6 protein-coding genes and 1 pseudogene are annotated in these 8207 nt (G+C 71.1%); all 7 read right to left on the bottom strand.

Features of this window, described 5'->3' with window-relative positions; genetic code table 11:
- Positions 1-79: 79 nt before the first annotated feature.
- Positions 80-3085: a beta-L-arabinofuranosidase domain-containing protein gene (locus DY240_RS25660; protein WP_119662528.1), complete on the bottom strand. Its 3006-nt coding sequence runs from the start codon at positions 3083-3085 to the stop codon at positions 80-82.
- A 107-nt stretch (positions 3086-3192) separates the two neighbouring features.
- Positions 3193-3285: pseudogene (locus DY240_RS34230) on the bottom strand (RNA polymerase sigma factor SigM); the annotation flags it as partial.
- A gap of 190 nt (positions 3286-3475) precedes the next feature.
- Positions 3476-4150, bottom strand: a complete 675-nt coding sequence (locus DY240_RS25670) for a GntR family transcriptional regulator (protein ID WP_119662529.1) — start codon at positions 4148-4150, stop codon at positions 3476-3478.
- A gap of 80 nt (positions 4151-4230) precedes the next feature.
- Entirely contained in the window at positions 4231-5232 is a 1002-nt protein-coding gene (locus DY240_RS25675) for a proline racemase family protein (protein WP_119662530.1), read from the bottom strand.
- A 28-nt stretch (positions 5233-5260) separates the two neighbouring features.
- Positions 5261-6169 (bottom strand): dihydrodipicolinate synthase family protein, encoded by a 909-nt coding sequence (locus DY240_RS25680; RefSeq protein WP_119662531.1) that lies wholly within the window; start codon positions 6167-6169, stop codon positions 5261-5263.
- Between the two features lie 77 nt (positions 6170-6246).
- Positions 6247-7683 (bottom strand): aldehyde dehydrogenase (NADP(+)), encoded by a 1437-nt coding sequence (locus tag DY240_RS25685; protein ID WP_119662532.1) that lies wholly within the window; start codon positions 7681-7683, stop codon positions 6247-6249.
- Positions 7684-7794: 111 nt separating this feature from the next.
- Positions 7795-8207 (bottom strand): (2Fe-2S)-binding protein (locus tag DY240_RS25690; protein ID WP_199702430.1); only part of this gene is annotated, 413 nt, incomplete at its 5' end.

The following is an 8207-nucleotide window of genomic DNA, read 5'->3' on the forward strand; positions in this document are numbered from 1 at the left end:
CCGGCCCGGGCTGCGGTCCCGGGCCGGCCCACCTGCGCCGGATCAGACGGGCGCGGTCACCGCGCCGTCACGGCAGCCGTCACGACAGCCGGAGGTCCGCCTGCGCCCGCGAGGCCGCCACGATCACGTCCTGCCGGTCGCGCCGGCTGAACCGGCCGGCCGCGACCCACTCCGCCGACACCTCCTCGACCCGGCGGATGAAGCGGCCGTGGTCGGGGAACGGCGCGGCCGCCCAGACCTTGTCGAGGAAGCTGTCGCCGTCGTCGTCGCGGGCCTCGTTGGACACGCCGGAGTCGACCGACCCGAACACGACCTTGGGCTCGACCCGCTTGTAGTACACATGGTGCGCGTCGTTGATGCCGACGTAGAGCGGCCGCAGCGTGTGGTCGTGCGTGCTGAAGAAGTTCGGCTCCTCCAGCGCTTCGACGGCCGCCGCGAGGTCGCCGTCGAGCTTGAGGTGCGGGTAGAAGGAGAACTGCCGCCACTCGCGCGACCGGTTGAGGGCCGGCAGCACCAGCGGGCCGTGGAAGATGCTCTCGACCTGCGGGTCGTCCAGCGCGCGCTCCGTGCGCAGGCTGAACGGCATGGTGACGTCGATGCGGTCGCCCGGCGCCCAGGTGCGCTCCAGCGTCAGGTACGTGCCCGGCTCGGCCGCGGCGTCGACGGCGGCGCCGTTCACCGTCACGGTGAAGCCGCGCCGAGCCCAGAACGGCACCCGCAGCTTGACGGCGAGCGGGCCGCTGCCGTCGACGGTGATCGACGTCGACTCCTGGCGCGGGAAGTCCGTCACCTGGGTGACCGTGAACCCCTTCTCCGCCCAGTTCAGGGTGGAGGCGATGTAGAGGTTCACGTACAGCACCGACCCGTCGGCCGACTGCGCGTAGATGGTCTCCTGGTACTTCGTGTGGTTCTCCATGCCGGTGCCGCCGCAGCAGGTGCCGTTGTTGCCGAAGCCGCGGGTGGCGCCCGGGTGGGCCGGCAGGAAGTACGTCACCTGCGGGTCGCTGGCGCTGTCGTTGTCGCGGCGCGAGCCCAGGATGTGGTTGGTCAGGCCGCGCTCGTAGTAGTCCATGTACTTCGGGTCGGGGTGGTGGAAGTACAGGTTCCGGGTGAGCTTGAGCAGGTTGTACGTCGAGCAGGTCTCGCCGCCGCCGCTGGAGGTGCCCGAGGTCGCGCTCTGGTAGTGCAGCGACTCGGAGATGTCGCCACGCGGCTGGAACAGCTCGGGGTTGGTGTTCGCCGGCCGGCCCGGCGCCTCGCCGTACTGGCCGCCGGCCGAGCCGTGGCTGAACATCCGGTGCGGGATGATCATGTGCCAGAAGTTCTCGGCCGCGGTGTAGTACTCGGCGTTGGCCTCGGTGTCCTGCTCGTAGATGCGCAGGTAGCCGGTGAACTGCGGCACGTGCTGGTTGACGTGGATGCCGGTGAGCACGTCGCGGTTCTCCAGCGTCGCCGGGAACACCGTCCGCCGGTTGTCGAAGGCCTTCGCGGCGACGAGGTACCGGGCCGCCCGCTCGGGGTCGGTCGCGATCGCGGCCAGATGCGCCAGGTTCTCGTTCGACCCGCCGAACTCGCCGGCGATGTGCAGCGACCACATCCGGTTGAGGTTCTCTCGCGGCACCCGCGACAGCCGGCTGTGCACCCAGTCCCCCATCTTCAGGACGATCTCCAGTGCCCGCTCGCTGCCGGCCAGATGGTGCGCGTCGATGAGGCCGCGCATGATCTTGTGCAGCGTGTAGTACGGCGCCCAGATGCCGGTCCCGCTGTAGGTGGTGAACTCCTCCAGCCGGATGAACTGCGCCTCGGTGTAGGCGGACAGGAAGCCGGGGTGCCGGCGGCCGTCCGTCGCGCCGAAGAACTCGCCGTGGTTGCCGCGCCCGGAGGAGTCGGTGATCGTCGGTCCCGGCGCCTCGTCGAAGCGGTACCAGGCGACGAGGTCGTCGGTGCCCGGCGACGCGGGATCGGCGACGACGGCGGCGACCTCGGCGGGGCTCAGGCCGCGTCCGAAGAGCTGGAACTCGTCCACCAGGCCGTTCAGGAACTTGATGTTGACCTGCGGGAACTGCGCCCGGCCGAGCCAGTTGGCCGGTGTGACGCCCAGGTCCGCCGGCGACAGGCTCAGCTCCGCGCTGCCGGCCGCGACGCCGTTGACGTAGATGGTGCCGGTGCCGCCGGACTTGACGACGGCCACGTGCGCCCACTCGCCGGCCGGAAGCGCCGTCGTCGCCTGGACCCGCTGCTCGCCGGCCGCGCCGCCGGTGGTGATGGCGAAGCGCGGGCCGGTGTCGTTGTGCACGGACAGGTACATCCGCGACAGCGAGTCAGACGCCGCGCTGCCCGGGTGGCCGAAGTCGAACAGCCGGGCGTTGTCGTCGCGCACGGTGAGGTTCACCCATGCGGCGACGGTGAAGTCGGTGAGGCCGCTGACGATGCCGGCCGGGAGCTCGACGTAGTCGGCGTCGCCGGTGATGTGGCCGTTCGGGGTGCCGGTGAACCGGATCGCGGTCCCGTTCCGGCCGGGTACCCGCGGCGTGGGACGCGCGGCCTGCGCGGCCAGCGCGTCCTGGCACTCGCCGAGACCGTCGACCATGTAGTCGAGCTTGTCCTTGAAGATCTGCTCGCCTGTCGACGCCCACGACTGCGCGAGCAGCGTCAGGAAGTGCCCGCTGAAATGGCCGCGCAGGTTGCCGTCGGGCGACTCCCAGCTGCCGATCGGGTTCACGCCCTTGTGGTCCAGGCCGGCCGTCACCCGGAAGCTGCGCAGCATGCGGTCGGGTCCGCGCTGGTCGTCGCGCACGCCGTTGACGACGCTGGGGCCGTACTCGCGGGCGTAGTGGAGCAGCCGGTTCCGCTTCTCCTTGAAGACGCTGTCGCCCAGCGTCACCTGGCTCAGCGTGAACGGACGCACCTGCCAACTGTCCGCGATCGGCAGGCTCGGCAGGCTGGTGGGGGTGGTCGCGCCGGCGGCGGGAGCGTTGCCGGGTGCGGCGCCGGCGCTGCCGGCCGCCATGGTGCCGACGGCCGGCGCGGCGGCCGCCAGAGCCCCTAAGCGTAGAACGGTGCGCCGGGACAGGTCCTTGGTCATGTGGTTCTCCTTGTCCGGGGAGGAGCCGGACGCTGTTAACGGTAACAGCGATGAAAGATGTGACATGGTACTGATCGGACGAAAGGGGCGTCAAGGGCACCGCCCACTCGTGACCTCCCGCTCCCGAGGCAGGCGTTGACGACGATGCGGTGCAGCCACGCGGTGACCGCGGACTCCGACCGGAACGACGCGGCCCGCCGGCGGGTCTGTCGTTCGGCGTGTTGACCAGGACGCCAACTGTTGGCGCTGGCGTCAACACGCTCGGATCGTCATCGGCAGCTGTGGCCTCCACCGGCCGAGGCCTCGGGCCGGGGGCTGCTACGAGCCCGCCGCCGGCCCCTGAATCCCCGATAAGTCGTGCGTGAGAGCGCTCTCACGCGGCGAGAGGGCTCAGCCCTCCCGGCCGGCCCACTCGCGCCTGATGTGGCCGATGTGGGTGCGCATGAGCTCTTGCAGCTGCTCGGCCTCGCCGGCCTCGATGAGGTCGCACATCTGCAGGTGCTCGCGCGCGCTGGCGACCAGCCGCCCCGTCGAGGCGAGGGAGGACAGCCCGTAGAGGCGGGTCTGCGCGCGCAGCTCCTCGACGATGCGGACCAGGCGCTGGTTGCCGCTGGCCGACAGCAGCCGCACGTGGAACTCGCGGTCGGCGCCGATGTAGCTGATGAGGTCGCTCTCGGCGGCGGCGTCGACGATGGCCGCGGCGAGGTTGCGCAGGTGGGACAGTTCCTGCGCGGAGATGGCCGAGACCGCCTGGGCGGCGATGGGCGGCTCGAGCAGCTCGCGGATCTGGGTGATCTGGTCGAGGTCGGTCTCCGACATGTCGGTGACCTTGAAGCCCTTGTTGCGCACGACCTCGACCAGGCCCTGCTTGACGAGGTCGAGCATCGCCTCGCGCACAGGGGTGGCGGAGATCCCGAAGCGCTCGGCGAGCCCGGGGGCGGAGTACAGCTCCCCGGGCTTCATCTCGCCGGACACGATGGCGCCGCGCAGTGCGTCGGCGACCTCTTCTCTGACGCTCATCCGCCGTGCGAAGGACGGCAGCGCCAACTGCCGTAGTTCAGCCATCTGTGGTCCCTCCGGTGTTGCACGGCGGCCGAACGTCACGGCGACGTCGCGTTCGTGCGAGATATCCCACCTCTTCAACCCTAAAGGAGAAAGCCCTCGGGAAAGGGATCTGTCGGGTCGAGGAAGTACTGTGCCGTTCCTGTCAACCAAGCGCGTCCGGTGACTGTAGGTATCACCGCGGGAAGGTTTCCGACCGTCGACTCGCCGACGAGGCGGCCCACGAATCGGCTGCCGATCAACGACTCGTTGACGAAATCGGTGTCGAGCGGCAGTTCACCGCGGGTGAAGAGCTGGGCCATGCGCGCCGACGTGCCGGTGCCGCAGGGTGAGCGGTCGAACCAGCCGGGGTGGATCGCCATCGCGTGCCGCGACCGGCGGGCGTCCGAACCGGGATCGACCAGCTGGACGTGGTGGCAGACGTTGATGTCCGGGTTCTCCGGGTGGACGGGCGCGTCGTGCTCGTTGATGGCGTCCATGATGGCCAGCCCGGCGGCGAGCAGCCGGTCCTTCTGCTCGACGTCGACGCGCAGGTCCAGTTGGCCGGCGTCGAGGATGGCGTAGAAGTTGCCGCCGTAGGCGAGGTCGTAGGTGACGGTGCCCCAGCCGGGCACGTCGACCTTCGCGTCGAGCCGGTCGGTGTAGGCCGGGACGTTGCGGATGGTGACGGCCTCGGCGGCGCCGTCGTGGACGGCGACCTCGCAGACCACCAGCCCGGCCGGGGTGTCCAGCCGGATCGTGGTGACGGGCTCGGTCACCTCGACCATGCCGGTCTCGACCAGCACGGTCGCGACGCCGATGGTCCCGTGCCCGCACATCGGCAGGCAGCCGGACACCTCGATGTAGACGACCCCCCAGTCGGCGTCGGGCCGGGTGGGGGGCTGGAGGATGGCGCCGCTCATGGCGGAGTGCCCGCGCGGCTCGAACATGAGCAGCCGCCGCAGGTGGTCGGAGTGCGCGATGAACCACTGGCGCCGCTCCTCCATGGTGGCGCCGGGGAGGGTGCCGACGCCGCCGGTGACGACGCGCGTCGGCATGCCCTCGGTGTGCGATTCCACGGTGTGGAAGATCCGCTTGGATCGCATCGTCGGTACTCCTCGGTGGTCTGCGCTGTCAGGCTACGTTCGCCGAGGAGAATTCCGCGGCGATGCGCAGCGTGAGCTCGCGGATCAGGGCGGCGTTCTCGGGCAGCATCGGCTGCCGCGGCTGCCGCACCGGACCGCCGCCGAGGTCGAGGACGTCCATCGAGAGCTTGATGGCCTGGACGAACTCGGTGTGGAAGTCCCAGCGCAGCAGCGGGTGCAGCGTGCGGTACAGCGGCAGGGCGGTGTCGAGGTCGTGCGCCAGCGTGGCCTCGTACAGCCGGACGCTCTCGCGCGGGAACACGCTGGTGAAACCCGAGATCCAGCCCTTCGCGCCGGCCAGGCCCACCTCGACGACGGAGTCGTCGGTGCCGATGAGGACGTCCAGCCCGGGCGACCGCTCGGCGATCTCGTAGGCGCGACGCGACTCGCCGGTGAACTCCTTGACGCCGACGATGAGCCCCTCGTTGTAGAGCTCGGCCAGCAGTGCCGGCGTGAGGTCGACCTTGGTGTCCATGGGGTTGTTGTACGCCGACACCGGAAGGCCGGCCTTGGCGATCTCGCGGTAGTGCTCGATGACCGAGCGCTCGTCGGCGCGGTAGGCGTTCGGCGGCAGCGCGAGGACGACCTCGGCGCCGGCCTCGCCGGCCTGCTCGGCCCACTGACGCGACTCGCGGGCGCCGTAGGCGCCGACGCCGGCCATGACGGTGAAGCCCTCGGGCGCCGCCTCGACCGCGACCTCGACCATCTTGGCCCGCTCGTCGGGGGTCAGCACCTGGTACTCGCCGAGCGACCCGTTGACGCAGACGCCGTGGCAGCCGCCTTCGGCGAGCCAGCGGACGTGGTCGGCGTACCGGTCGAAATCGACCGACAGGTCGTCACGGAAGAACGTCGGGGTGGCAACCAGAACGCCGTGCCAAGGCTTTTCACGACCGTTCATGCGAGGCTCCATTTCTATACTATATAACATTTCACTCAAGTGTCGAGAACAGGGTAATGCGGACTAGGTATCAAAAATCAGGTCTGCAGAATGCCATCCACTCGTCGCGGAATGCCCGGATTCGCGTCCCGAAGTTCGTCCGGGAGCACGTACTCGGGTGCGTTCTGATAGGCGATGGGCCGCAGCCACCGGCGGATGGAGGTCGGTCCGACGGAGGTGTGCGCACTGAGGGTGGCCGACGGGTACGGCCCGCCGTGCTGCATGGCCCAGGTGACGGCGACACCGGTCGGGAAGCCGCCGAACAGCAGCCGGCCGGCCCGCCGGCGCAGCGTCGCGTGCAGCCGGCCGACGAGCTCGGTCTCGCCCTCGCCGGCGTGCACGGTGGCGGTCAGCTGGCCCTCGAGGCGGTCGAGCGCGGCGAGCAGCTCGTCGGTGTCGCGGTACTCGATGACCAGCGCCGTCGGGCCGAAGCACTCCTCCAGCAGCTCGGCGTCGAGGTCGGCCGCGGCCACCGAGAACACCACCGGGCGGCCGAGCGCGGGGTCGTCGCCCCGGCCGTCGCCGAGCGTGCGCAGCCGGCCGTCGGCGCGCCGCCGCTCGGTCTCCTGCTGGAAGGCGTCGCGGATGGAGTCGTTGAGCATCCGCCCGGCCGGGACCTCGGCGAGCTTCGCGCCCAGCGCCGCGCGCAGCTCGTCGCCACCGGCGCCGGCCGGCGCGAACAGCAGGCCGGGCTTGGTGCAGAACTGGCCGACGCCCATGGTGATGGAACCGACGTAGCCGGCGGCGAACTCCTCGGCCCGGCCGGCCGCCACCTCCGGCGTCACGACCAGCGGGTTCAGGCTGCCGAGCTCGCCGTAGAACGGGATCGGCTGCGGCCGCGCGGCCGCGAGGTCGGCCAGGGCGCGTCCGCCGCGGGTCGAGCCGGTGAAGCCGACGGCGCGCACGTCCGGGTGGCTGACCAGCTCTTTGCCGGCCTCGAGCCCTTCGACCAGGCCGAGGGTGCCCTCGGGGAGCTTGGCCTCGGCGAGCCCGGCCCGCATGGCGGCGAAGGTGCGCCGGCTGGTCCGCGGGTGCGACGGATGCGCCTTGACGACGACGGGGCAGCCGGCCGCGAGCGCCGAGGCGGTGTCGCCGCCGGGCACGCTGAACGCGAGCGGGAAGTTGCTGGCGCCGAAGACGCCGACGACGCCGATCGGGACGAGCATGCGGCGAAGGTCGGGCTTCGGGCCCATGGGGGTGTCGCCGACGTGGTCGATGGTGGCCTCGACGTACGAGCCCTCGCGCAGCACCTCGCCGAACAGCCGCAGCTGGTACGTGGTGCGGGTGAGCTCGCCGTTCAGCCGGGTGGCGCCCAGCCCGGTCTCGTCGTCGGCGGTGGAGACGATGGCGTCGCGGTCGTCCTCGAGCGCGGCGGCGACAGCGTCCAGGGCGTCGGCCCTGTGGGCGCGGCCGGCCTGCTCGAACGGCTCGGCGGCCTCGGCCGCCGCGCCGACGGCGGAATCGACGTCAGACATGCGTGAGCCTTCCAGGTTCGGTGCGGGGTGGTCCGTCGACGAGCGGCCCGCCGGGCGTCGGACGTCGTCGTCGAGTGCTTCCTGCAGAATATCTTAGTGACATGTGAAATGTCACTGTTGTCCGGTGTGACCGGCGTCGCCCGCCAGCCGGCCGAGCGAGATCGGAGCGGCGATCGGCCGTTCGCTCACCCCCCGCAGGTCAGGCGCCGACCCGGTGGCCGACGCGGTGAGGCAGGCGGTGGCGTACCCACACACCCGTCCCTGACACCATCCCATGCCGGCCCGGCTCAACAGCTTCACGGTCCGCGGATCGGTCGCGCCGAGCTCGTCGACCGCGGCCCGCACCTCGCCCGCCGTGACCTCCTCGCAGCGGCAGACCAGTGTGTCGTCGCCGAGCCAGGTCTGCCAGCCGTCGCGCACCGGATGGACGGCGTGCATGGCCGCGGCGAACCGGCGCAGCGCGCGTCGGCGGCGCAGCAGCCGGCCCGGTGGCGCGGCGGGAGCGGTCCCGGCCGCGGTGGCCG

The sequence above is a fragment of the Jiangella rhizosphaerae genome (genome assembly GCF_003579925.1).
Taxonomy (GTDB): Bacteria; Actinomycetota; Actinomycetes; order Jiangellales; family Jiangellaceae; genus Jiangella; species Jiangella rhizosphaerae.